Annotated in this window: 19 protein-coding genes; 11 read left to right on the top strand and 8 right to left on the bottom strand. The window is 70.0% G+C overall.

What is annotated here, in order from left to right; translation table 11 throughout:
* Positions 1-12: 12 nt before the first annotated feature.
* Genes H6900_12445 through H6900_12425 form a run of 5 tightly spaced genes read right to left on the bottom strand, consistent with a single transcriptional unit; the run spans position 13 to position 6,085 of the window.
* A complete protein-coding gene (locus tag H6900_12445) occupies positions 13-2,130 on the bottom strand; it encodes a hypothetical protein (GenBank protein MCC0074089.1) in 2,118 nt (705 codons plus the stop codon).
* The gene (locus H6900_12440) at positions 2,127-2,909 is read right to left on the bottom strand and encodes a sulfotransferase domain-containing protein (GenBank protein ID MCC0074088.1); all 783 of its coding nucleotides are present in this window, start codon (positions 2,907-2,909) and stop codon (positions 2,127-2,129) included. The genes H6900_12445 and H6900_12440 overlap by 4 nt, the downstream gene beginning before the upstream one ends.
* Positions 2,906-3,694 carry a sulfotransferase gene (locus tag H6900_12435; protein MCC0074087.1) on the bottom strand — a complete coding sequence of 263 codons (789 nt, stop codon included), beginning with the start codon at positions 3,692-3,694 and terminating at the stop codon, positions 2,906-2,908. The genes H6900_12440 and H6900_12435 overlap by 4 nt, the downstream gene beginning before the upstream one ends.
* The gene (locus tag H6900_12430) at positions 3,691-4,473 is read right to left on the bottom strand and encodes a hypothetical protein (protein ID MCC0074086.1); all 783 of its coding nucleotides are present in this window, start codon (positions 4,471-4,473) and stop codon (positions 3,691-3,693) included. The genes H6900_12435 and H6900_12430 overlap by 4 nt, the downstream gene beginning before the upstream one ends.
* Before the next feature lie 19 nt (positions 4,474-4,492).
* Complete coding sequence (locus H6900_12425; protein MCC0074085.1) at positions 4,493-6,085, bottom strand: glycosyltransferase family 2 protein; 1,593 nt, start codon at positions 6,083-6,085, stop codon at positions 4,493-4,495.
* Positions 6,086-6,377: 292 nt separating this feature from the next.
* Between H6900_12425 and H6900_12420 the strand changes: the two genes are divergently transcribed.
* The 7 genes from H6900_12420 (at position 6,378) to H6900_12390 (ending at position 13,071) form a co-directional block, all read left to right on the top strand.
* Positions 6,378-7,586, top strand: a complete 1,209-nt coding sequence (locus H6900_12420; GenBank protein MCC0074084.1) for a trypsin-like serine protease — start codon at positions 6,378-6,380, stop codon at positions 7,584-7,586.
* A gap of 229 nt (positions 7,587-7,815) precedes the next feature.
* A complete protein-coding gene (locus H6900_12415) occupies positions 7,816-8,469 on the top strand; it encodes a 50S ribosomal protein L21 (GenBank protein ID MCC0074083.1) in 654 nt (217 codons plus the stop codon).
* A 6-nt stretch (positions 8,470-8,475) separates the two neighbouring features.
* A complete protein-coding gene (rpmA, locus tag H6900_12410) occupies positions 8,476-8,745 on the top strand; it encodes a 50S ribosomal protein L27 (protein MCC0074082.1) in 270 nt (89 codons plus the stop codon).
* 102 nt (positions 8,746-8,847) lie between these two features.
* Positions 8,848-9,402 (top strand): GNAT family N-acetyltransferase, encoded by a 555-nt coding sequence (locus H6900_12405; GenBank protein ID MCC0074081.1) that lies wholly within the window; start codon positions 8,848-8,850, stop codon positions 9,400-9,402.
* A gap of 157 nt (positions 9,403-9,559) precedes the next feature.
* Positions 9,560-10,594, top strand: a complete 1,035-nt coding sequence (gene obgE / locus H6900_12400; protein ID MCC0074080.1) for a GTPase ObgE — start codon at positions 9,560-9,562, stop codon at positions 10,592-10,594.
* A complete protein-coding gene (locus H6900_12395; GenBank protein ID MCC0074079.1) occupies positions 10,591-11,712 on the top strand; it encodes a glutamate 5-kinase in 1,122 nt (373 codons plus the stop codon). The genes obgE and H6900_12395 overlap by 4 nt, the downstream gene beginning before the upstream one ends.
* A 102-nt stretch (positions 11,713-11,814) precedes the next feature.
* Positions 11,815-13,071: a glutamate-5-semialdehyde dehydrogenase gene (locus tag H6900_12390; GenBank protein ID MCC0074078.1), complete on the top strand. Its 1,257-nt coding sequence runs from the start codon at positions 11,815-11,817 to the stop codon at positions 13,069-13,071.
* Here the strand turns inward: H6900_12390 and H6900_12385 are convergent.
* Positions 13,043-13,639 carry a hypothetical protein gene (locus tag H6900_12385; protein ID MCC0074077.1) on the bottom strand — a complete coding sequence of 199 codons (597 nt, stop codon included), beginning with the start codon at positions 13,637-13,639 and terminating at the stop codon, positions 13,043-13,045. The two genes, H6900_12390 and H6900_12385, sit on opposite strands and share 29 nt — an antisense overlap.
* 25 nt (positions 13,640-13,664) lie before the next feature.
* On the opposite strand from H6900_12385, the gene H6900_12380 reads away from it, so the two are divergent.
* The 3 genes from H6900_12380 (at position 13,665) to H6900_12370 (ending at position 15,587) form a co-directional block, all read left to right on the top strand.
* The gene (locus tag H6900_12380) at positions 13,665-13,838 is read left to right on the top strand and encodes a DUF3553 domain-containing protein (GenBank protein MCC0074076.1); all 174 of its coding nucleotides are present in this window, start codon (positions 13,665-13,667) and stop codon (positions 13,836-13,838) included.
* A gap of 107 nt (positions 13,839-13,945) precedes the next feature.
* The gene (locus H6900_12375) at positions 13,946-14,743 is read left to right on the top strand and encodes a GNAT family N-acetyltransferase (GenBank protein ID MCC0074075.1); all 798 of its coding nucleotides are present in this window, start codon (positions 13,946-13,948) and stop codon (positions 14,741-14,743) included.
* A 64-nt stretch (positions 14,744-14,807) separates the two neighbouring features.
* Positions 14,808-15,587 (top strand): 1-acyl-sn-glycerol-3-phosphate acyltransferase, encoded by a 780-nt coding sequence (locus H6900_12370; protein ID MCC0074074.1) that lies wholly within the window; start codon positions 14,808-14,810, stop codon positions 15,585-15,587.
* 18 nt (positions 15,588-15,605) lie between these two features.
* Here the strand turns inward: H6900_12370 and H6900_12365 are convergent, their stop codons facing one another.
* Positions 15,606-19,664, bottom strand: a complete 4,059-nt coding sequence (locus H6900_12365; protein ID MCC0074073.1) for a PAS domain S-box protein — start codon at positions 19,662-19,664, stop codon at positions 15,606-15,608.
* Positions 19,665-19,833: 169 nt separating this feature from the next.
* Here H6900_12365 and H6900_12360 point away from each other — a divergent pair, with 169 nt between their 5' ends.
* Complete coding sequence (locus H6900_12360; protein ID MCC0074072.1) at positions 19,834-20,679, top strand: DUF1989 domain-containing protein; 846 nt, start codon at positions 19,834-19,836, stop codon at positions 20,677-20,679.
* An 18-nt stretch (positions 20,680-20,697) separates the two neighbouring features.
* Here H6900_12360 and H6900_12355 read toward each other — a convergent pair whose 3' ends face one another.
* Entirely contained in the window at positions 20,698-22,566 is a 1,869-nt protein-coding gene (locus H6900_12355; protein ID MCC0074071.1) for an enoyl-CoA hydratase/isomerase family protein, read from the bottom strand.
* Positions 22,567-22,573: the final 7 nt, after the last annotated feature.

The following is a 22,573-nucleotide window of genomic DNA, read 5'->3' as shown; positions in this document are numbered from 1 at the left end:
ATCCGGGCGGCGTCAACGCCAATGGCCGGGGCCGCGTTTGTGCGGATATGGCAGATTGGTGGCGACGCGCGCATCATAGGCCTGCTGGGTCAGCAGCCGCAGCCCGGGGGTGTCGCGGTGCGGCCAGACCGCCAGCGTCATCTGCGCCGGCCCGCAATCCCACCAGGGATAGGGTGTCGCAACCTGATCGAGGCGCCGCGCGATCCGCTCGCGCGCCTGGGTGAACAGCGCCAGACCGGGTTCCGCGGCCAGGAAATTGTTGGCGATGGTGCCGTGGCCCTGTTCGATCACCAGCACCGCGCGCGCGCCATCGAGCCAGGACGCGACCGATGCGCGCGGCCGTTCGTCCAGGTCGGCGAACAGCCCGCCCTCGTGCGCGATCCAGGCCACGCGGAACAGATCGGCGCGCGCCGCGGGCTGGGCCAGCCGGTCGAAGGCGCCGCCCAGGTCGGGCGCATGGGCGGCCAGCCAGAGCCGCGCGGCGGGCGCGTCGAACAGGGTTTGCGGGAACTCGGCCCAGGCGTCGAGGCCGTCCTCGATCGCAGGGCTGCGCGGCCCCTCCCAGTAATGCGCGATGCGCCGGGGGATGCGCGCGCCCGGCACCGGCACGAAGCTGGGCGGCGTCAGGGCCAGCGCCCGCGCCGCGCCCGCGACCGAGGGGCCAGTCGAGGGGCCAGTCGCGGGGTCAGTGGTGTCTGACAGCGCATCCCGCACGATCCGGTCGCGCAGGTCATCCGGGGGCGCATGGCCGATCTGTTCGGTCTTCAACGCACGAAACCGCGCCAGCAGCGCCTGCGCGCCGGGCGCGTCGCCTGCCATAAAGCGCGCGCGCGCTGCGGTCAGGATCAGTCCCACGCGGCTGGGGCAGGCGGTCAGCGCCGGGCCTAGGGCCGTCTCTGCGGCGATCAGGTCGCGGCGCGCCAGGGCGATTTCGGCCGCCCAATAGGCGTGGTCGGCGGCGGGCGCGGCGGCTTCCGGCACGGGCCCCAGCGCGTCCCGCGCCGCCCCAAGATCGCCCAGGCCGAACAGCGCCTCGGCGCGGCGGATGCGCCGGCGCAGGGACTCGTCCGGTGGGCCGGGGGGCGCGCGGTCGAGGACCTCGAGCGCCAGATCGTGGCGGCCCAGGCGGATCAGGGTGCCGGCGCGCGCGCGCGCGTCCTGTTCGCCGCTGGTCAGCGCCCGGGCCAGCGCCGCGCGCGGCTCGGTCAGTTCGCGCGCCAGCATATGCAGGGCTTGCAGCCCCCCGTGCCCCGGAAAAAGCCGCAGCGCAGCCTCGGTTTCACGGCGCAAGGGGGCATGGTCGGGGTGGTCGTTCGCGGCGATCTCGTTGGCAAGGCACCGCAGGTGCTGCGCGTGGCGGCGGGCCCCCCAGCGCCAGGGCGCATCGCGATCGGGCATCGCATCGAGAATCCGGCGCGCGCGCATCGGCATTTCGCCATCCAGCGCAAGACGGATGCGCAGGGGGTCGAGATCGGCCGCCCCCGGGCAGCGCGCGGCGAATTCGCCCAAGGCGTGACGCGCGCGCGCATGGTCGCCCTCGACAGCGAAGGTTTCGACCAGCCAGGACCAGAGCGCCGGATGCGCGGGCAGGCCGGCGCGTTCCAGATCGTAGCGCCGGGCCAGAACGGCGCCGCCCTGACGCCGCCAGTCGGCCAGGAACGACAGGCGGATGCCACGCGGGCCGGGAACCGGCGGCCCGGGGGCGTCGGCCAGGATGGCAAGCTCTCCTTGCGTGGCGCGGTCGTCTTCGGCCGTGTCCGACGCAGGATCGAGGGTGTCGAACACCGCCAGCGCGGCCTCGGACCGACCCCGGGCCCACAGCGCCCGGGCCAGCACCGACAGACGCCGGTTCTGCGCCCGCACGATCCGCGCCAGGTCGTCCAGCGCCGTGTCGGTGTCGCCGTCCAGGTCCAGCGCGATCCGCGCCCGGTCGATCGACTGCGGCCAGCGCCTGCGCGCCTGCGCCAGGGCCCCTGCGTCGGGCAGGCCGTGGCGGGCGAGGGTGCGCAATCCGGCCAGCGCCAGCGGATAGGCCAGCCCGTCGGCGATCGCACGCGCGAGGTCGCGCCCCGGTGCGGTCCGGTCGGCCAGGTCGCCCTGCCACAAGGACCGCGCCAGCGGGTCGGTCATGACGCATCCAGCAGGCGGGTGCCCTCGGTGAAGGTCATCTTGAGCGCGCTCTGGCACTCTTGCCGGAACCGCCAGGTCAGTCCGTGCAGGAACATCAGCACGGCGCGGTCGATGGGGAATTTTTCCGACTCCCAGACGCGGCTGGTCATCAGCCGGGTCAGGCGTTTCTGCCCCTCGGGCGTCAGCGTGCCCATGTCCAGGCCCAGCTCGGCCACGATGCGGGTCACGCTGCCGGCGCGGTCGGTGTGGAAATCCTCGTAGTTCAGCACGATCATGTCAGGATAGTGCCGCTGCCAGGCCCGCAGATTGTGCAGGTAGTCGCCATGCGCCATCAGGCGCGCGTCGCGCATCAGTTCAAGGAACGCGTCGTCCTTGCGCAGGGGGGCGGCGTGGTCCTTGCCGTAGCGCCACAGCATGTGCATCCGCAACGCCGAAACCGCCCGTGCCAGCGGGTCGCGCAGGATGTAGATGACCTGCGCGGTCGGGTTCAGGGCCTTGCATTCGGCGATCTGATCGGCGGGCAGATAGGCGTATTCCGGCGTGAAATCCATCGACCGTTGCGCGGGATCGTGGGGCGGCGCCATCAGCTCGCGATACCATTCGACCCCGCGGTGGTGGTTCCAGTCCCAGAAATGGGCCTCTTTCACGGTCGAGGTGGCCGGCGATCGGTCGGGAAAGGAATAGGTCGCAGGAAAGCTGTTCAGCACCGAATGCAACCAACTGGTCGAGCCCTTCTGACAGCCGATGCACAAGATGTCGGTGATGTTCGCGCGCGTCATGACAGCGCCTCCAGGATCGCTGCGCCTTCGGTGAAGGTCAGCCCGGTTTCGGCCTGCGTCGCCTCGTATTCGGGCCAGAGCATCCCGTGCAGGAACTCGACGCAATCGGCATCGAACCCGTAAGAGGGCGTGACCCAGATGCGGCGGTCGGCGCGCTCGTCGATCTGGGCGTTCCGGTCCGCGTCCAGCGAATCGGCCGTCAGGCCGCAATGGTCCAATGCCCGGCGCAGCCCGGCGCGGGGGTCGGCGCGCAGGTCCTCGAAGTTGAGCACCAGCAGATCCGGGTACCGCTGCCGCCAGCGGCGGATGTTCGCGGCATAGGCCCCGTGGTCGATCAGGTTCGCGTGCCGGCAGCGTTCGCGGAACTCGTGGTCAAAGCGCAGGTGCACGGTCTCGGCGGGGGCGTTCTTGGTCGCCCAGACGGTGCGCATCCGGATCGCCGACAGGGCGCGCGCCAGCGGGTCGCGCAGGATGTAGATGACCCGCGCGGTCGGGTTCAGGGCCTTGCACTCGGCAATCTGGGCGGCGTCGAGAAAGGCATATTCCGGGGTAAAGTCCAGGCTGGCCAAACCGTCGTCGAGCGGACGCATGAGCACGCGATACCAATCCGGCCCGCGCTTTCGGTTCCAGTCCCAATAATGCGCCTCTTTCGAGGTCGAGGTGAGCGGCTCGAAATTCGGAAAGGCCCAGACGCCGGGATGGCTGGAAAAACCGTGATGCAGCCACGAGGTCATGGCGCGCTGCGCGCCGATGCACAGGATGTCGGCCGCCGAGGAACGGGTCATGAGGGAGATCCTTTTGTCGTCGTGTCGCCCGTGCGATCGCTGGCCAGATCGGCGGGCAGGGGCCAGCGCGCGGCGTAGGCGGCGCGGTGGCGGGCCACGGCCTCGGCATCCGCGGCGGCGCGGGCGGCCTCGATCGCCTTGCGGCGGCGGAACGGGTTGTCGCCGGCCCCGAGGGCGGTTTCGAAACACCCCAGCGCCAGCCGCGCGTCGCCGCCGCGCAGGCACAGGTCCCCCAGCATCCGCAAGGCATAGCCGGTGCCGCCGGCGCGGTCGTCGCGGAACCCCGGCGCCGAGACGACGCGCGACAGCAGCGGCAGCAGGCGCCGCGTCAGGGCCATGCCCCGGCCGGTGCGGTTCAGGTCGTAAAGCGGCGCGATGGCGCCGGTCAGCGCGCCGGGGGCGGCGGGCACGGTGTCGGGCGCGCGGTCAAGCTGCGCCTCGAAGCGACGCGCCGCGATTTCGGCCACCTGCCAGGCGCGGAAGAATTCGAGATAGAGAAACAGCGCCAGCGGGTCGCGCGCGGCCAGCGTCAGATCGGCCCAGGTCCGGCTGTCGGTCAGCGACAACGGGGGCAGGGCCCGGGGCAGGCTGTCCGCCAGGGCCCGCAAGCGCGCCGCCGGCCGGCGCCGTTCGGGTTGATGGTCGATCACGGTTCCGTCGCGCACGGTCGCGGTGCAGCGAAACCGCGCGCGGCGCTGGCTGGGGTCCTCGAGCCGCTGGAACAGGTCGATTCCGGTTTCGCCCTGCACGGGGAACTCCGGTATCTCGGCGTCTAGCATCGCGTGGGTGTCCCTTGGTTCAGATGCGGCTGGCGACCAGGTCATTGATGACCAGCCGGAAATTCCGCGCCTGCCTGGGCAGCGCGATCGAGAATTTGGGTTGGCCCGTGCGTTCGAGCAGTTCGACCGGGAAATCGCGCGCGATGCGCACGGACCCGCCGGGCGGGCAGGAATGCACGTGCGTGTCGCGGAATTGGTGCGCGCGCCGTCCCAGGCGGTCGCGGAGCCAGACCGACAGCGCGGTTTCGAACAGGAACCCCTCGGTGCTGGACAGGATCAACTCGCAGCGCAGCCCCTCGCCGGCACCGGCGAGATCGGTCAGCGACAATTCGACCGCCGCCCAGTCGCCGGTGTTCGGGATCTGGACCACGCAGCGCCGCTGCGGTGGCGAGGCGTGCAGCAACAGTCCGGGCTGGGTATCGGTCATCGACAGGCTGAGCCGTTCGAGAAACGGCGTCGCCACGCCCAGCGGAAATCCGGCCCCGTGGTCGCCGACATGGTCCCACAGCGACCAGGCCTTCATCGCGGCCGGGGCCTCGGTCCGGGCGATCGGCGCGACGTCGCCGATGCGCGCGTCCAGCGCCTCGATCCGGGCCCTCAGCGCGGCCATCTCGCCGTTGATCTTGTGCCACAGGCCGCTGGTCTCGTCGTTGAGTTCGCGAATGACCGTCGCCGCCATCGACCGCATCAAGGCGCCGGTGCGGATCTCGGCCGGGTCCAGGTCGGGGGGGCTGTTGACCGGCACCTTGGACAGGTCGGCGAACAGCCGCCAGTCATACGAGGGGTTGTCCAGCGTGTTCAGCACGACGCTTTGCTGCGTGTCGCCGCGCCGGCGCACGCGCCGATGGTGAAAGGCCAGCTTGCGGTCCAGCGTCGCCACGCGCCAAGATTGCAGGAACCGGGTCATGAAGGCGCGGTCCTCCATGACGTTGAAGGCCGTGGGGAATCCGCCCGCGTCCAGCACCGCCTTGCGGTTCAGCATCCACTGCACCGGATACACATCCTGGCGGTAGGTCGCATAGGCGATCGGGTTCAGGAAGAAATCGTTGCGGCGAAAGGCGTGGGGCAGGTCGTCCTCGCCCAGGGTGACCAGGGTTTCCTTGCCCTCGACCTCGAGAATGTCCTCGCGCACCGCCGTGACCAGCGCGGCGACCCCGCCCAGGTCGGGCACCAGCGGCAGGGTGCGGTCGAACAGGTCCAGCAGTTGCGACAGAAACCCCGGGTCCCAGGTGTCGTCGTCGTCCAGGCAGCAGACGAATTCGGTCTCGAGCGATTCGGCGCCGCGGTTGAAAGCGTCCGAGCGGCCGATCGACTGCGGCAGATGCAGCGCGCTCATCGCGCCGGTGGTGAAGGGGGCCGAAAGCCCCTCGGCGGCGATCGCAGCCTCGAGCGTGGCGCGGTCGCCGCCGTCGTTCACCAGAATCAGCCGCCAGCCCGGATAGGTCTGGGCCAGCACCGTGCGCAGCGCGCGGGTGACGAACAGCGGCCGGTCGCGGGTTCGCACGACGATCCCGACACGCGGGCGCGCGACGACCGCCGCGGCGGCGCCTGCGTCGCCCGCGCGGAGGGCCGGAAGCTGGGACTCGGTGGGGCGGATCGCGGTCTTGGACATGGGGAAACTGGTGCCTGAGGAACATGGTAACGAACGGATCACACCGTAGACGAACCCTTTCGGTGGGGTCCATCCGGAAAACGCGCAATCGACGGCCAGTTGTCCTCGAATGGAAAATCGACAATACTTGACGGCAAAGATGCGATATTGTTTTGGGCAACCAGACCGCGCCGAGATTTCAGACTGAAGGGAGTTTTCTCCAATGATCGACCGTGAATTCGTTCGTGTTGCTTTGTTCGGATTGTGCACCGCGTTCCTTTCCGCACTGGCCACGACCCCGGTCGCGGCGCAGATGGCATCCCCCGACCGCCCGGTGCAGCGCAGCACCATGAGCGCCGCCGATCTGGACCGGATCGCGGCGACGGCGCGACCGCGTCAACCCAGCCGCGCGGCGCTTCCCGGCGTGATGAGCGCACAGGCCCCGATGATCGCCCCCGCCGAAAGCGGCGAGGCGCCCAGGGCCACCGCCGGCTTTGCCGGGGTGCCGGTGCGCTCCATGGTTGACGAGCGCGAATACCGCGCCATGGTCGAGGCCGCCACCGCCGCCCGCGACGGCGCCGCCACCACGCAGTCGGACGGAATTTCGGCGCAGAACTATGGCCAGAACTTCCAGGACACGATCTATCACTACAGCGACCGCCTGGTCAGTCCGCGCCCCTATTACGCGCCCGAACGCTCGGTCGGGCTGTTGCTGTTCCAGGCCCAGGATACAAACTGGTATATCTGCACCGCGACGCTGATCCAGCGCGCGATCATCCTGACCGCCGGCCACTGCGTCTATGAGGGCGGCACCGGCAACGACACCGGCTGGAACCTGCAAGGCTACTTCATCCCGGCCTATTCGGCCACGGACGGTTCGGCCACCGGGACCAACCAGCCCTATGGCCGCTGCGACATCGACCGCTGGTTCACCACCAACGACTGGTACAACACCGGCGCGCTGAACGGCGGCTACGATGTGGGCCTGGCGACCTGCGGACGCCTGCACGATGCGCGCTGGTCGGCCAACAACAACCGCTTCCCCGGCGGGCGCGCGGGCTATCTGGGCTTTTGCTACCAGAACTGCCGCTGGAACTATCAGTTCCTGACGCAACTGGGCTATCCGTCGAACTACTACGCCGCGGGCGAGATGACGGTCAGTCAACATCTGGAAGTGTCCGGCCAGCCCGATCCCTACAACCCGGGGTGGGTCGGTCTGGACTATATCTTCGGCAGCGGGATGCGGGGCGGGTCCAGCGGTGGGCCGCACATCGCCAACCTGGGCGAGATCGTGGATTCGGCCACGGATCCCGGTCAGTTCCCCGACCGCAACACGATCTTCGCGGTGACCTCGTGGGGGTATGGGCTGGGGAACACCACAGGCACGGAGATCAAGATCCAGGGCGCCTCGCCCCTGAGCGGGGTGGCGAACGCGAACAATTTCGTCGATCTGTTCAACGCCGCCTGCCGCCGGTCCCGCGCCCACTTCGGCGCCTGGACTTGCGACCTGCTGGTGCCCTGACGGCACCGGCCCGGCGCGCCGGGCCGGTTTTCGGCCCCCACGCCACGAAAGCCGCGCGGGCCGCTTGACTTCCGGTCCCGATCGACGCTATTGCCCCCCTCGTGCCCCGATCCCCGGATCCGGGGCACGCATCGTTCTTACCCCTCAGGGGCGCTGTCCGAGGCGGCCGTCAGGCCACAACTCCCGAACCGGGGGCCACAGGATGCGGCAACACAAAGGAAGACAGGACATGTTCGCAGTCCTCAAGACCGGCGGCAAGCAATACCGCGTCCAGACGGGCGACGTGCTGCGCGTCGAACGCCTGGCGGCCGATGCCGGCGAAACCGTGCAATTCAACGACGTTCTCATGCTGGGTGGCGACACCACCGTGGTCGGCGCCCCGCTGGTCGCCGGTGCGGCCGTTCAGGCCCAGGTGATCGACCAGATCAAGGGCGAGAAGGTCATCCACTACGTCAAGCGCCGCCGCAAGCACAGCTCGCAGCGCACCAAGGGCCACCGCCAGCTGCTGACGCTGCTGCGCGTGACCGAGATCCTGCCGACCGGCGCGGAAGCCTCGGGCGTGAAGGCTGCGATCGGCACCGGCTCGGTTTCGGGCATGGCGATCGCCGCCGCTGCGGCCCCGGCAGCCACCGACGGCGTGCGTCCGGCGAACCTGCTGACCCAACCGCGCGACGGCAAGGCCGACGATCTGAAGAGGATCTCGGGTGTCGGTCCGAAACTGGAAGGGCTGCTGCACGAGAACGGCGTTTTCCACTTCGACCAGATCGCTGCCTGGAATGCCGGGGAAATCGCCTATATGGATGATCAGCTGTCGTTCAAGGGCCGCATCGCCCGCGACAACTGGATCGAACAGGCCGCCGCTCTGGCCAGCGCGAAGGAGTAAGTACTCATGGCACACAAAAAAGCAGGCGGTTCGTCCCGGAACGGGCGCGATTCGGCCGGTCGCCGCCTTGGCGTGAAGATCTACGGTGGCCAGGCCGCCATTGCCGGCAACATCATCGTGCGTCAGCGCGGCACCAAGCACTGGCCCGGCGCCGGTGTCGGCATGGGCAAGGATCACACCCTGTTCGCGCTGACCGACGGCCGCGTCACCTTCTCCAAGGGGCTGAAGGGCCGCAGCTTCGTGTCGATCCTTCCGCCGGCCGAGGCCGCCGAGTAACACCAAGGATTTACACTTGTTCGTTACACGGGGGCCGACAGGAAACTGTCGGCCCCTTCTCTTTGCGCCGCCCGGCCCGGTCCGGCGGCAGGATCAGGACGCATGATGATGACGCCCCTCGCCAGCGCCGCCCCCCGCTTTCAGCCGGTCATCGAGGCCGAGCACCTGCTGCTGCGCCCCCTCAGGCGGCAAGACGGCGAGCTGCTGGCGCTCTATGCTGCCGATCGCCGCGTGGCCGAGGGGACGCGGTCCATCCCGCACCCGTTGCCGCGCGGCACGGCCGAGGCGTTCATCGCCGCCGCGCTGGTTCCCGACCGGGACGAAGACGTCTGGGCCATCGATGGAACGCCGCAAGGGTCAGCCAGCCTGCTGGGCGTCGTCTCGCTGAAGGCGCTGGACCGGGGGCAAAGCCAGATCGGCTATTGGGTGGCGCCAGCGTTCTGGCATGGCGGCATCGCCTCGGCCGCGGTCAAGGCGGTTCTGGATGTGAACCCGCATGCCAATGCGACCGTCTTCGCCGAGGTGTTCCAGGACAACCCCGTCTCGGCCCGGCTGCTGACGCACGCGGGTTTCGAATACATCGGCGATGCCGAGGCCTGGTCGGTCGCGCGCGGTCTTGCGGTGCCGACCTGGACCTATCTGCGCAAGATGCCATGACCGCCTGAACGGGCCCACATCCGCACCCGCGACCGGGTTTGCCCGGCGCGGAAGCAGGCCCTCAGGGGGCCGCGTCCGGGCCTTGCACGCCATCCCACCTTGAACCAAAGCGCCGCACGGGCTATCGCAAGACGCCAGCGCCAACCGGAAATGTGTCATGAAATTCCTCGATCTTGCCAGGGTCACCATCCGCTCGGGTTCGGGCGGCGCAGGCTGCACCAGCTTCCGGCGTGAGAAATTCATCGAATTCGGCGGCCCCGACGGCGGCGACGGCGGCAATGGCGGCGACGTCTGGGTCGAATGCGTGCCCGCGCTGAACACGCTGATCGACTTTCGCTATCAGCAGCATTTCTTTGCCGGAAACGGCCGGCCTGGCATGGGCAAGCAGCGCACCGGCAAGGATGGCGACGACATCGTGCTGAAGGTGCCGGCCGGGACCGAGATCCTGGACGAGGACGGCGAAACCGTGATCGCCGACCTGACCGAGATCGGCCAGCGGTTGATGCTGGCCAAGGGCGGGAACGGTGGCTGGGGCAACCTCAGGTTCAAGACCTCGACCAACCAGTCCCCGCGCAAGGCGAACCCCGGACAGGACGGGGTCGAACGCGAGATCTGGCTCAGGCTGAAACTGATCGCCGACGCCGGACTTGCGGGTCTGCCGAACGCCGGCAAATCGACCTTTCTGGCGGCCACCTCGAACGCGCGACCCAAGATCGCGGACTACCCGTTCACCACGCTGCACCCGAACCTGGGTGTCGTCGGTGTCGATCAACGCGAGTTCGTGCTGGCCGACATCCCCGGTCTGATCGAGGGCGCGAGCGAGGGGCGGGGATTGGGCGACCAGTTCCTGGGCCATATCGAACGCTGCGCGGTGCTGCTGCATCTGATCGACGGAACCTCCGATGACGTGGCGCAGGATTTCCTCACCATCGACCGCGAGCTGTCGCTCTACAGCGAAATCGTGCACGAAAAGCCGCGCGTCGTCGGGCTGAACAAGGCCGACGCGCTGACCGACGACGAGATCGCCGAAAAGCGCGCCGCGCTCGAGGCCGCGTCGGGCGGGCGGGTCTATGTGCTGTCGGCGGCAACCGGCAAGGGCGTGACCGAGGTGCTGCGCGCGCTGTGGGGCGAGATCTCGGCGCAGCGCGAGGAGGCCGCGCAGGGAGAGGACGACGAATCGTGGCGGCCCTGAGCGAAACACCGGCAACCCTGAGCCTGGCCAAGGCGCGCCGGCTGGTCATCAAGATCGGCTCGGCGCTGCTGGTCGATGCGGCGACGGGCACGTTGAAATCCGACTGGCTGCGCGCGCTGGCGCAGGATGTGGCCCAGGCCAAGGCGCGCGGCGCGGATGTGGTGCTGGTCTCGTCGGGCTCGATCGCGCTGGGGCGGCGGGTGCTGGACCTTCCGCGCGGCGATCTGGCGCTGGAGCAGTCGCAAGCCGCCGCCGCCGTCGGGCAGATCCGCCTGGCCCGCGCCTATGAGGAGGTGCTGGGCCCGCACGGAATCACCACCGCGCAGGTGCTGGTGACGCTGGAAGATACCGAGGACCGGCGCCGTTATCTGAACACCCGGGCGACGATGGAAACGCTGCTGGGCCTGGGCGTGGTGCCGATCGTCAACGAGAACGACACCGTCGCCACGGACGAGATCCGCTATGGCGACAATGACCGGCTGGCGGCGCAGGTGGCGATCACCATCGGCGCGGACCAGTTGGCGCTGCTCAGCGATGTGGACGGGCTCTATACCGGCAACCCGCACACCGACCCGCTGGCGCGCCGGCTGGATTTTGTGGCGGATGTCACGCCCGAGATCGAGGCGATGGCGGGTGACCCGGTTTCGGGCCTGTCGAAGGGCGGCATGAAGACCAAGATCATGGCCGCGCGCACGGCGACGCATGGCGGGTGCGCGATGGTGATCGCCGCCGGCAGCCCGCTGCGCCCTCTCAGCGCTATCGAGGCCGGCGCGCCCTGCACCTGGTTCGCCGCGATGGGGGATCCGCAGGCGGCGCGCAAACGCTGGATCGCCGCGATGAAGCCGCGCGGTGTCCTGCGCGTGGACGCGGGCGCGGCGGCGGCGCTGGGGCAGGGCAAGTCGCTGCTGCCCGCGGGCGTGGTCGCGGTCGAGGGGCGCTTTGGCCGCGGCGAACCCGTCGGCATCGAGGGGCCGGCGGGAACCCTGGCGATCGGCCTGGTGCGCTATTCGGCGGAGGAGGCGCGGCTGATCCTGGGGCGACGCTCGGACGCGATCGCCGAGGTGTTGGGCTATGCCGGGCGCGGCGCCCTGGTCCACCGCGACGACATGGTTCTGTAGGGTGCGGGGGCCAGCCCCCCGCACCCCCCGCCAAAGGGGGTTTTCCACCCCCTTTGGATACCCCCGAGGATATTTGGGGCACAAAGAGGAAAGGGTTCTGCGATGGATGACGCTCGGAACATGATGGACACGCTGGGCGCGGCCGCGCGGGCGGCGGCGGCGGATCTGGCCTTTGCGCGCCCCGAGGCCAAGACGCTTGCGCTGGAGGCCGCCGCCGATGCGGTGATCGCGCAAAAGGCCGCGATCCTGACCGCGAATGCGCTGGATCTGGAGTTCGGGCGCGCCAAGGGGTTGAGCGCGTCGATGATGGATCGCTTGACGCTGAACGACGCGCGGGTGGACGGGATCGTGGCCGGGCTCAGGACGATCGCCACGCAGCCCGATCCGGTGGGCGCGGTGATAGCCGAATGGGACATGCCCTCGGGGTTGAACATCCGGCGGGTGCGCACGCCCCTGGGGGTGATTGGCGTCATCTATGAAAGCCGGCCCAACGTCACCGCCGACGCGGCCGCGCTGTGTCTGAAATCGGGTAACGCGGTGATCCTGCGCGGTGGATCGGAAAGCTATCATTCCTCGATGGCGTTGCTGGCGTGCATGACGGCCGGTCTGAGAGCCGCCGGACTGCCCGAGGCCGCGATCCAGATGGTGCCGACCCGCGACCGCGCGGCCGTCACCGCGATGCTGCGCGCCGTCGCGCATATCGACGTGATCGTGCCGCGGGGCGGCAAGGGGCTGGTCGGGCTGGTCCAGGCCGAGGCCCGCGTGCCGGTTTTTGCGCACCTTGAGGGGATCTGCCATGTCTATGCCGATGGCGACGCCGATCCGGACAAGGCGCGCCGCGTGGTGCTGAACGCCAAGACGCGCCGCACCGGCGTCTGTGGCGCGGCCGAAACGCTGCTGATCGACCGTGCCTTTTTCAGCCGCCACGGTGCCGTGCTGATCGAGGACCTGCTCGCAGCCGGTGTCGAGGTTCGGACCGAGGGCGATCTGTTGGCGATCCCCGGCACCGTGCCCGCCGGCCCCGACGATTTCGGCCGCGAATTCCTGGACATGATCATCGCCGCCAGGCTGGTGGACGGGGTGGACGGCGCCATTGCGCATATCCGCCGCTACGGCAGCCAGCACACGGAATCGATCCTGACCGAGAACGCGGACACCGCGCGGCGCTTCTTCGAACGGCTCGATTCGGCGATCCTGATGCAGAATGCCTCGACCCAGTTTGCCGACGGGGGCGAATTTGGCATGGGCGCCGAGATCGGGATCGCCACCGGCAAGCTGCACGCGCGGGGGCCGGTCGGCGCCGAGCAATTGACCAGCTTCAAATACCTGGTCAGGGGCGACGGCACGATCCGAGACTGATCGACACCCGGGTCTCGTCATGGGTCACGGTGACGGCGCCGCTGGTGGCCAGCAGCGCGAAATGCACGCGGTTCGGGGCCAGATCCCGGGGCATTTGCCCACCGGCCAGCGCGTCCCACAGCGGTTGCTCCAGCCTGAGGCGCGGCGCGGTGCCGGTCACCTGGTCATCGCGGACCGCGACCGCGCCGCCCCAGGCCAGCGCGCTTTCCGCGCAGAGCGCGGCCAGGGCCAGGCGGCGGGCGGTGGACCGGGGCAGGGCGGCGGGCAGGGCGGTCTGCACGGCGATGCGCCCCTCGAGCGCGGCCAGCGCCTGCGTCAAATCGGCGCCGCGCACCTCGTGTCCCGGTGCGGCGGCGCCAAAGGCCAGCCGGAACAGTCGCACGCGCGCCTGGGCGCCGGCGACGGCCTCGGCGATCAGGGCCAGTTCGGGCGAGGCGGGCGCGACCATCTGCAACAGTTCGACCCCGTTGCCGATCGCGCCCAGCGGGCTGACCAGATCGTGGCACAGCCGCGAGCCGACGAGGGCCGCAAGGTCCGGGGTGACATCGGGCGCGGTGGGGTCCATCATGGCCGCTCGCGAAAGGACGCATCCCATGGCAAACCTGTTGGAACCCGGCATGTTCGTGCGCAACCCCGCGCAACCCGATTGGGGGTTGGGCCAGGTGCAGTCCGTCGTCGGTCCGCGCGTGACGGTGACGTTCGAAGAGGCCGGAAAGGTCGTGGTGGATACACGGGTGGTCGATCTCGAATGGGAGCCGGGGCGATAGCGCGTTTCGCGCGATCGCCAGCGTAGAATGCAACCCATTGGCGAGTCAACCGGTCGTTGCCAAGCCTTGACCAATGGCCTAAGCCAAGGGCGCTGGGGAAACGCGCCATGACCGATATTCAACCCGACCGGATCCGCCCTCATTTCGAGACCCGTCTCGCGCGCGACGACACCGACCTCAGGGCGGCGCAGCGCCTGCGCTACGAAGTGTTCGTCGAGGAACTGGGCGCGCGCTGCGACGGTGCGGACCATACGCTGCGACTGGAACGCGACGCGCTGGACCCGCATTTCGACCATCTTCTGCTCATCGATCCCACCGTGGACCCGGCGACGCTGGGGCATGTGGTGGGCGTCTACCGCCTGCTGCCGCAAGAGCGGGCCGAGGCCCTGGGCCGGTTCTACTCGGACGGCGAATACGACCTGACGGCGCTGCGCCGGTCGGGCCGCAAGCTGGTCGAACTGGGGCGGTCGTGCGTGCATCCGGCCCATCGCAAGGGCGCGGCGATGCTGCACCTCTGGAACGCGCTGGCCGATTACGTTCTGGCCCGCGACATCGAGGTGATGTTTGGCGTCGCCTCGTTTCATGGCACCCGGATCGACGACCACGCGGTCGCGCTGAGTTGGCTGAAGGCGCACCACCTGGCGCCGCCGGCCCTGCGCGTGACCGCCCGCCCCGAGGGCGCGCGGCGCATGGACCGGATCGACCCCGCGGCGCTGGACAAGGCGACCGCGCTGGCCGCAATTCCCCCCTTGATCCGCGCCTATCTGCGCCTTGGCGGTTTCGTCGGCGACGGCGCCTTTGTGGACGAGGATTTCAACACCACCGATGTGTGCCTGATCATGGACACCTCCAGCATGTCCGAGCGTGCCGTTGACTTCTACACCCGAAAAACGCCCCGCGCTTGATCCGACCTGGGTATCGCCCGAAGGCGAGGCCCCCGGCGTGACCATCGGTCTGCCGGGGGTGTTGATGCTGGCCTGGCGCCTGCCGGTGCTGGCGCTGGTGGTCTTTGGCGGGTTGGCCGTGCACCTGACCTTGCGGCTTTTCGAGCGCCCGCTGTTCGGTCTGCGTCGGCCGGTAACGCCCCATGTGACGCAGGCGGTGTGCAAGACGGCTCTGGCGGTGATCGGTCTGCCCCTCGCGGTGACGGGGCGGCCGATGGCGGGGCGCGGGGCGGTCGTCGCGAACCATGTGAGCTGGCTGGACATCTTCGTGCTGAACGCCCCGCAGAGGGTCTATTTCGTATCGAAATCCGAGGTCGCCGGCTGGCCCGGGATCGGCTGGCTGGCGCGCGCGACGGGCACCGTCTTCATCCGACGCGACGCGCGCGACGCCCGGCTACAGAAAGAGGTGTTCGAGGCCCGCCTCAGGGTCGGGCACCATCTGTGTTTTTTCCCCGAGGGGACGAATTCGGATGGCGTGCGCCTGCTGCCGTTCAAGCCGACGCTGTTCGCGGCCTTTTTTGCCGACGGGCTGAGCGAGATCCTGTCGATCCAGCCCGTTTCGCTGGTCTATCTGGCCCCGCCGGGTCGCGACGAGCGGTTCTACAGCTGGTTCGGCGCGCTGGGGTTTGGTGCGCATCTGTTGCGCGTGCTGGCGCAGGTGCGTCAGGGCCGGGTCGAACTGGTCTTCCACACCCCCGTGCCCATCGCCGAGACCGCCAGCCGCAAAGACCTGGCCCGGCGCTGCGAGGCCGAGGTGCGCGCAGCCCTGGTTGCCCGCCTTCCGGCACGGGTGTGGCGCGACTGACGCCACAGGCGCGGCCCGCTAGCGGGGGGCGAGGACCCGGGCCAGCGCGGCGCTCAACGTATCCTTGCGAAACGGCTTGGCGACGTGGCCGTCGAAACCGGCAGCCAGGTATTCGTCAACCTGGTGCTGCATGGCGTTGGCGGTGACCGCCAGCGCCGGGGTCGGCGGCGTGCCCGCACGCGCCTCGCGGGCGCGGATCGCGGTCAGGGCCCCGATGCCATCCAGACCGGGCATCGAAATGTCGAGCAGCAGCAGATCGAAGGCGCCGGGCGCGAAGAGATCACAGGCCGACTGGCCGTCCTCGGCAAGGGTGACGGTCATGCCCAGGGCGCCGAGCATGGTCTCCAGGATGCGGCGGTTGGTGCGGTTGTCATCCGCCACCAACAGTCGCAACCCGGCCAGCGCGCGCCCCGGCGTGGCCGGCGCGGGCAGCGGCCCCGGCGCGGATTTCGGGGGCTCGTCGGGGGCGGGCGGCGCGGGCAGGTCGAGGGTGACGCTGGTGCCCTCGCCCGGCGCGCTGGTCAGGGTGATGTCGCCCTCCATCAAGGCCGTCAGCCGGCGGGTGATGGACAGGCCCAGACCCGTGCCGCCGAACCGCCGCGCGGTCGAGCTTTCGGCCTGCTCGAACTCTTCGAACACCTTGGTCAATTGCGCGTCGGTCATGCCGATTCCGGTGTCGGTCACGGTGATGCGCAGCCGGTCGGGCAAGCCGGGCGTGATCGCCGCGCGCAACGTAATCCCGCCCGTTTCGGTGAATTTGACCGCGTTGCCGACGATGTTGTTCAGGATTTGCAGGATGCGGTTGGCGTCGCCCAGCCGCGGCGCGTCGCAGCCGGGCGACAGATCGAACTGCAACCGCAACCCCGAGGCCGTGACCCGCGGGCCGAACAGCGCGCGGACCCGGGCGAACACCTCGGCCGGGCGATAGGGCTGACGTTCGATCGCCAGTTTGCCGGCCTCGATCTTGGCGAGGTCGAGAATGTCGTTGAGGATCGACAACAGCCCCTCGCCCGAGTCGCGGATTGTCTCGATCATCTCGCGCTGACGGGGGGAAACCGGGGTCTCGCCCAGCAATTCGGCCATGCCGAGAACGCCGGTCAGCGGGGTGCGCAGCTCGTGGCTCATGTTGGCCAGAAACCGCGATTTGGCGTGGCTCGCGGCCTCGGCCCGTTCGGTGGCGGCGATCAGGGCGCTGACATTGGTGCCCACGCCGCGATAGCCGGCGTAGTTGCCGTCGGCGTCGTGGAACGGCGCGCCGCTGACCCGCAACCACAAGGGGGGCCGACCGCCAGAGCGTTTCAGCCGGAACAGAAAATCGCTGAAGGCCTGCCGCGCCTGCACGTGCTGGGCGACCCGCGCCCAGTCGCCGCTGCTGCCTGAGGAATCGGACCGGACCCCCAAGTCATCGAGGCTGCGACCGAGGATCCGCGCCACCGGCATCCCGGTCGTGCGTTCATACCCCGAAGTCAGGTGGGTGACGATCCGCCCCGGCGCGATTTCCCAGAACCAGTCGTCGCTGACGGCGGCAATGTCGGAATAGCGTTGCTCGGACGCGCGATGCGCGGCGAGGGCAGTCTCCAGCGCCTGCTTGGCGCTGGTCAGTGCGGCCTCCTGCGTCTTGCGGTCGGTGATGTCCAGGTGGATACCCGTCTCCTCAAGGGGGCGGCCGTCCGGGGCACGGCGCGTGACGCGGGTCTGCGACAGGACCCAGACCCAATGGCCATCGGCATGGCGCAGGCGGAACTCGTGGCCCATATGCTCGCGCTCAGAGCGATAGAGCACCGTGACCCCCTGCGTCAGGCGGGCCAGGTCGTCGGGGTGCACGCGCGCGTGGAACTTGTCCAGCGTCCAGGGGCGCAGGTCGTCCAGGGTATTGCCGATCATGTTGGCATAGCGTTCGTCGATCTGGACCCGGCCGGTGGCGCAATCCATCTGCCAGGTGCCCACGGTCGAGGAATCGAGGATCGCGCGCAGCTGTTCCTCGGCCTGGCGCCGTTCGGTCAGGTCCATGCCGACGCCGCTGACCCGGATCGCCCGGCCCTGCGCATCGCGGGCCGACACCCGGCCACGGATCAGCACGTGCACCCAGTGGCCGTGGGCGTGGCGAAACCGCTGTTCGTGTTCGATCGTCTCGGACCGGCCGTCGCGCACGGCCTGCATCTGGTCGCGTAGGGTGACCACGTCGTCGGGGTGGATCAGCGAATGCCACAGCGCGGCCGCCAGCGCGGTGTCGTCCTGGGGCGCCAGGCCCAGCATCGCGGCCCATTGCGGGTTGATCCGGGTCTCGCGGCGATCCAGATCGAATTCCCAGGTGCCCAGGCGCGCGGCTTGCAGGATGTCGTTCACCCGCTGTTCGGCGGCCTTGAGGGCCGTCACATCCACCCGCAGGCCGACGCGCCCGCCCTCGGGCGTGCTGCGCTCGAACACGCGCAACCAGCGACCGTCCGCGAGCTGCAATTCGATGATGTTGCTGGGCTGGCGGTGCAGCGCCATGCGGCGGGCGACCCAGGCGTCCTCGTCACCGATGGCTTCGGGGATCTCGCCATGCGCGACGGCGTGGCGCATGAAGGTCTCGTAGGTCAGCCCCGGGCGCATGATGTCGGCCGAGGCCGGAAAGAAGCTGCGATAGCGGTCGTTGCACAGGATCAGTCGATCCTCGGGGTCGAAATAGGCGAACCCGTCCTGCAACGATTCGATGGCGGCGTTCAACCGCTGATGCGATTGCTCGGCGGCACGCGCCAGGCGCTCGAGCTCGGCCTCGTGGGCTTTCAGCGCGGTGATGTCATTTTCGATCACCATGAACCCGCGCATGGTGCCGTCGGCGGCATACATTGGCTGGATGTCGATATCGACCCAGTAGCAATCGCCGTGGCAGTCGCGTTTTTCCAGTTCCACGCGGCAGGGTTGGCGGGTTTCGAGCGCGTGCGCGATGCGCGCCAGCACCGCCGGATCGGCCTGGGGATCGGCGTGCAGCGCAGCGGACTGGCCGCGCACCTCGTCCAGCCGTTTGCCGGTGCGCTTTTCGACGGCGGGGTTGAACCAGACGATGCGGCCATCGGCATCGAGCACCAGCGCAAGGTTGGTCATGCGCCGCGTCACATCGCCCAAAAGCTGGTTCTCGGTCTCGCGCGCGTGCTGTTCGGTCGCGTCGCTGATGCGAAAGACGAAGCCGTCGCGCCCGCCGATCCTGGCCCGTCGCGCGATCGTCAGATCATACCAGGTGTCGCGGCCGTTCTGCGTCAGCTTGTAGCGCGGCACCTGGGCAGTGCCGTCGCGCAGCGCGCGCGCCATGCCCGCGCGTTGCAGGCGCGCCACCTCGGGCGGCAAGGTCTCTTCGAGGGTGCGCCCGACGATCAGGTCGGCCGAGATCGCCAGCAGGTCGGGCGCGGAACAGTGGTAATCCAGGCAGCGCCCGTCGGGGTCGATCTCGAGCACCAGGTCGGGGGTTGCCGCAAGCGTCGCGCGCAGCCGTTCCAGCGTCTCGGCCTGGCGCTGGTTGGCCGATTCCAGCGCGCGTTCGGCCTGACGCCGCCCCAGGGCCGACAGCAGCCCGTCGGCGAGGGATTGCAACGGCCAGCCGTCCCGCTCCGAAAACCCCGTTTCGGCGTGCAACCGGTCCAGCCCGACCAGGCCCAGCACCCGTCCGTGGCGCACCAGGGGGGCCAGCGCGGTGGCCGTCGCACCGCGTTGATCCAGCCCCAGGCGCAAGGGCGACGGCGGCAGGCAGGCGGCGTCGGTCACGGTAACTGTGCTGCCCTCTTTCAGTGCCGCCGATTGCGGCACCAGCGACTCGATTGCCACGCCCTGCAAGCGGTCGTGGACCGCCGCGACACCGGGCGCGCACCATTCGTGCGTCATCGTCCAGGCGGCACCGGCCCCCAGGAACAGAAAGCCGCGATCCGCCTGGGTCGCGCGGGCGGCCAGGCCCAAAGCCTCGGCGATGGCGTTGTCCAGCCCCTCGGGCGTGGCGCGCAGCAACACCCCCAGGGCCGCAATGACAACATCCGCCGCCGATCGGCCCTGCAAAGGGTCGGGAAAGGGCGACATCAACGTCGATTGCCGGCTACCGTCATCCATCCGTCGGGGCCCATGAATACTCTCTCTATCCGAGCATAACAGGGAGTGAATACCCTTACAGCTTGATTTTCGGTTAACGCCCGTCTTACGCGGCGCAGCGCGACAAAAAGGGTTGCGTCGCCGCCCGACAGTGACCACGCTCGCCGGCGTCCACGCAACCGAGGTTCCCTTGACGCAGTCCCTTCCCCCCGCCGACGCCGATCAGCGGCGCGCCATTGCGCCTGTGATCGCCTATCCGCCCGAGACCCTGCCGGTTCCCGACCGGGCGCTGCACGCCCGCGCCCGTGCCGCCGCGCGAAAGCTGTCCGAGGTCACCGTGCCCGCGCGTGAGGGGGCGTCGTTCCGCGTGCCCGCGGGCGGGTTCTTCCGCATCAGTTGTCCCGAGGGGGCGCAGGTCGGCGACCTGAACCTGTTCAACGCCGACGACCCCTCTGAACGCTTCTATTCCGGCAAGACCCGCGCGCTGCACGGCACCCATCTGCGGGTCGGTCAACGGATGTGGTCCAGCTTTCCCTCGCTGCGCCCGATGGCCACGCTGCACGCGGACACGCTGGCCTGGTATGGCACCGATCCCCATGGCGGGCGGGTGCATGACGTGATCGGCACGCGCTGCGATCCCTACACGCACTGGCTGCTGTCGGGCGGGGCGCAGTATCACCATTGCTGCCATTCCAACCTGACCCGCGCGCTCGAACAGGCCGGGGTCGCGGGGGCCGAGGGCCTGGTGCATGACGTGCTCAACGTCTTCATGTGCACGGGGTTCACCCCGGACACTGGGCAGTATTTCATGAAGGCAAGCCCCGTCCGCGCGGGCGATTACCTGGAATTCTTCGCCGAGATCCCGTTGCTGGGGGTTCTGTCGGCCTGCCCGGGCGGCGATTGCGGGGCCGAGCATTCGTCGGATTCGGTGCCGTGCCACCCGCTGCGGGTCGAGGTCTGGGAAACCCCGGCCGAGATCCTGGCCGGCTGGACCCCGCCGGCGCCGAACGGCTACGACCAAAGCCACGGGCGCTGAGGGCGCGCCAGCCGGCCGTCAGCGACTGGCAAAGCCCTGGCCCGTGCGCACCAGCGTCTCGATCAGCGGATCGGGTTGCCACAGGTCGGGGTCCAGGGCCGCGGCCTGTGCCAGTTCGTGGCGCACGACCAGGGGGCCCAGGGTGTCGGCCTCGGCCATCGGGCCGCCGCGCCAGTTGGGCCAGCCCGCGCCCAGCACCAGACACAGGTCGATGTCCGAGGCCCTGAGCGCGCGCCCGCTACGCAAGAGCCGCGCGGCGGTGTTGACCGTCGCCAGCAGCAACAGACGCTCGGCAGGCAGGGGCAGGGGCGGCGCGGGCATCGGCGCGGCCGATCCCGACAGCAAGCCGGCGGGCAGGATCCCCGTGGCCGCCAGCGTCGTCTCGCTCACCCCCAAAGCGCGCAGGCAACCCGCCGCGCGCGCCGCCGATTCGAGCAGGGGCGCCATCAACGCACCCCCGCGCGCGCGCAGCGGCGTCAACCCCAGGCGCAGCGCCAGCGCCGCCGCGATTCGCGCCGCCGCGCCATCATCGGCGACCAGCTCGCACAGTCGCGGCGGTTCGGTGGGGGCCGGGATCAGGCGGGCGGCGTGCGGCAGGTCGGGCCCGTCCTCGCCCGGGTCCAGCCACAGGACCAGCGGCTGATCCGCGGCCAGGTCGGCGGCGATCCAGGCGGCGTGGGCGCTGTCGGTCAGCACCACCGTCGGCCGCGCGCTGAGATCCAGATGCAGGCGGCCCGCCACGCGCTGCCAGTCCTGCTCGGACTGGTCCTGCGTCATCGACCCGGCGCGCACCCGCGCCAACTGGGCCTCGGCGACGGATTCGAGCGTGTCGGCCAGCGTGTCGCGGTCCGGCGCGGTCAGCGTCACCAGCGCGCCGGACCGCAGCAGGCCCGGCACCAGACGCGCCGCGCGGTCGGGCGTCAGCGCGGCCAGGATCGTGATGTCCGCAGGCAGCGGCGCGACGTCGTCCGCGCTGAGCGCCCGGCGCGCGGCCCCGTTCAGATAGGCGAGGGCGCGCGCCTCGGGCCGCCGGGCGGCGTCTTCGGCACGGATCTGGTCAAAGGCCAGCGCCTGATCGGGCGGCAAGAGCTGCGCGGCCTCGATCGCCTCGAGGCGCCAAAGATCCGCCTGGCGGTGCTGGGGCAGGGGGCTGGGCAGGCTGTGCCGTGCGGCGGTGACGGCGGCGCGAAAGGCGGGGCCATCGGCCAGGCCGGGCGCGGCACGCGGCGCGGGCGAAAGCGACAGGGTGCCGGCCAGCGTCAGGGCCTCGGTCACGGGGGCGCCGTCGGTCACGCGGTCCAGCAGGCCCAGACCGGCGGCGGCGGCGGCATTCAGGGATGCGCCCGAACAGACCTTGAGCGCGGCCTCGGCACCCGCCAGCCAGGCAAGTCGCACCGCGCCATTCCCCGGCGGCAGGCGGCCCAGCCGGACCTCGGGAAAGGCCAGGGTCGCGCGCCGGTCGGCTACACGCGCGGTGCAGGCCAGCGCCAGCGCCAGCCCGCCCGAGGTGACGCGCCCGTGCAGCGCCGCGACCGTCGGTTTGGCGGCCGCCTCGATCCGCGTGCAAAGGGCCGACAACGCGGGCAGCACCGGCGGCACCTCGGCGGCGACCGGACCGGGCGGGGGCAGATCGGCGTGGGGGCCCGCGCAGATGTCGGCCCCGCGCGCGGTCAGCACCAGAGCCCGCACACCCGCGTCGCCCAGGGCGGCCACGACCGCCCGGGTCAGCGCCGTGACCAGTTCGGGGCTAAATCGGTTCCCCTCGGGCCCGGCAAAGGTGAGAATCGCCACACCGTCCTGCGTGTGGCGCTGGACATAATCCTCGGCCGCCCCGTCACCGGACAGGGGCCCGGCCTGCGGACGCAAGGAACGGTCGGGGCTGTTCACGGCACCT

The organism is Rhodobacter sp. (assembly GCA_020637515.1).
Lineage (GTDB): Bacteria > Pseudomonadota > Alphaproteobacteria > Rhodobacterales > Rhodobacteraceae > Pararhodobacter.
The sequence above is the reverse complement of the archived record's forward strand: the minus strand, read 5'-3'. Positions and strand labels throughout refer to the sequence as shown.

Excerpts from the sequence above, each read along its gene's own strand:
- H6900_12445 (MCC0074089.1), bottom strand. The coding sequence starts at position 2,130 with ATGACCGACCCGCTGGCGCGGTCCTTGTGGCAGGGCGACCTGGCCGAC.
- H6900_12440 (MCC0074088.1), bottom strand. The coding sequence starts at position 2,909 with ATGACGCGCGCGAACATCACCGACATCTTGTGCATCGGCTGTCAGAAG.
- H6900_12435 (MCC0074087.1), bottom strand. The coding sequence starts at position 3,694 with ATGACCCGTTCCTCGGCGGCCGACATCCTGTGCATCGGCGCGCAGCGC.
- H6900_12430 (MCC0074086.1), bottom strand. The coding sequence starts at position 4,473 with ATGCTAGACGCCGAGATACCGGAGTTCCCCGTGCAGGGCGAAACCGGA.
- H6900_12425 (MCC0074085.1), bottom strand. The coding sequence starts at position 6,085 with ATGTCCAAGACCGCGATCCGCCCCACCGAGTCCCAGCTTCCGGCCCTC.
- H6900_12420 (MCC0074084.1), top strand. The coding sequence starts at position 6,378 with ATGGCATCCCCCGACCGCCCGGTGCAGCGCAGCACCATGAGCGCCGCC.
- H6900_12415 (MCC0074083.1), top strand. The coding sequence starts at position 7,816 with ATGTTCGCAGTCCTCAAGACCGGCGGCAAGCAATACCGCGTCCAGACG.
- rpmA (MCC0074082.1), top strand. The coding sequence starts at position 8,476 with ATGGCACACAAAAAAGCAGGCGGTTCGTCCCGGAACGGGCGCGATTCG.
- H6900_12405 (MCC0074081.1), top strand. The coding sequence starts at position 8,848 with ATGATGATGACGCCCCTCGCCAGCGCCGCCCCCCGCTTTCAGCCGGTC.
- obgE (MCC0074080.1), top strand. The coding sequence starts at position 9,560 with ATGAAATTCCTCGATCTTGCCAGGGTCACCATCCGCTCGGGTTCGGGC.
- H6900_12390 (MCC0074078.1), top strand. The coding sequence starts at position 11,815 with ATGGATGACGCTCGGAACATGATGGACACGCTGGGCGCGGCCGCGCGG.
- H6900_12385 (MCC0074077.1), bottom strand. The coding sequence starts at position 13,639 with ATGATGGACCCCACCGCGCCCGATGTCACCCCGGACCTTGCGGCCCTC.
- H6900_12380 (MCC0074076.1), top strand. The coding sequence starts at position 13,665 with ATGGCAAACCTGTTGGAACCCGGCATGTTCGTGCGCAACCCCGCGCAA.
- H6900_12375 (MCC0074075.1), top strand. The coding sequence starts at position 13,946 with ATGACCGATATTCAACCCGACCGGATCCGCCCTCATTTCGAGACCCGT.
- H6900_12370 (MCC0074074.1), top strand. The coding sequence starts at position 14,808 with ATGCTGGCCTGGCGCCTGCCGGTGCTGGCGCTGGTGGTCTTTGGCGGG.
- H6900_12365 (MCC0074073.1), bottom strand. The coding sequence starts at position 19,664 with ATGGATGACGGTAGCCGGCAATCGACGTTGATGTCGCCCTTTCCCGAC.